The following is a 1,229-nucleotide window of genomic DNA, read 5'->3' as shown; positions in this document are numbered from 1 at the left end:
TAGAAGCTCGTCTTCGATCATCTCGCCGTTAAAGATGTACTGCGTGTAATCTTCGTTGTCCATGAAGATGTACTCGTTGCCATCAACGTAAGAGAACATTACAGCGCGCTTAGTCACATCGATAGTTTCAACGATTTCGTCAGCCTTATGGCGAACTTCAGCTTTTACGCCTGTTGCTACGTCGTTACCACGGAAACGGTAGATCTTTTGACCACCACGACCGCCTGGTGTTGTGATTTCGATATCTTTAACTAGAAGCGTTTTGCCATCTACGTCGATCGCAAAACCTTTTTTAATTTCACTTGCTCTAGGCATTTTGTGTTTATCCTTATTGGTTCTATCCGCTGATTATATCTCGGAGAACCTATAAATAGGAATAGCTTGAATCATAAAGTCTCCTAAGCGGTCATAGAGAAATAGTTAAATCATTCAATTTATTGACGAACTCACTTATGCAGCTACCTGTTATTGACCCGAAAGTGCCTTTTCAGCCCGAGTTTCAACCTGTGGTAAACGACCTGATTACATTTTTAAAAAGTGGCTTAGGTTCGAATCTTCACAGCGTTTACATTTATGGCAGTGTAGCGAGGAAAACGGCAAAACCTGGGCAATCTAATCTTGATGTCGTTGTAGTCACGCACCGTTCGTTTGCCGATCAAAGAACCACGCTACTCAATACGATTAAGTGGCGCTTCCAAAAGAGCTTCCCACAGGTAACGCAAGTCTCTATTAAAACAGCGTTAGTTAGTGAAATTGTCGACTTCGAGAATATCTTCACTTGGGGTTTCATGCTTAAGCACCTAGCGGTATGCGTACATGGTGAGGATCTTTCAGATTGCTATGGCGACTTTGAAACCAGTTGGGAGATCGCCAAACACTGGAATATGGACGTTGAAAACTGGTTAGCGGTTTATCGTAACAAGATTGCTAGAGCCGCGACGCCGGAAGAGCAGATTGCCGCGCAGGTTATCATTACGAAAAAGTTACTTAGAGCCAGCTATTCGCTGATCATGTACCGAGATAAATATTGGTATGACGATCCATTAGAGTGTGGTCAGCAGTTTTTGAAATATCATCCTGACAGAGAAGTAGAAATTCAACGCTTAGGGATACTGTTGGCAGGCAAGCCAGTTCCTAATCGTTCGGTAATTGGGATTTTGGATGGCTTTGGCGAGTGGCTGGTTAAACAGTATGAGAAAACCGAGTTTAGCATTGGTTAAAAGTGGGTA

1 protein-coding gene and 1 pseudogene are annotated in these 1,229 nt (G+C 43.0%); one reads left to right on the top strand and one right to left on the bottom strand.

Annotated features, from left to right (window positions below):
- A pseudogene (locus KIV40_RS28410) lies at positions 1–315 on the bottom strand (elongation factor P-like protein YeiP); the annotation flags it as partial.
- Positions 316–452: 137 nt separating this feature from the next.
- Between KIV40_RS28410 and KIV40_RS28405 the strand changes: the two are divergent.
- Positions 453–1,220, top strand: coding sequence for a nucleotidyltransferase domain-containing protein (locus tag KIV40_RS28405; RefSeq protein WP_285352564.1), 768 nt, complete (start codon positions 453–455; stop codon positions 1,218–1,220).
- Positions 1,221–1,229: the final 9 nt, after the last annotated feature.

Source organism: Vibrio sp. D173a, assembly GCF_030248475.1.
Note: the sequence above shows the minus strand (reverse complement) of the source record. Positions and strands in the feature narration are given on the sequence as shown.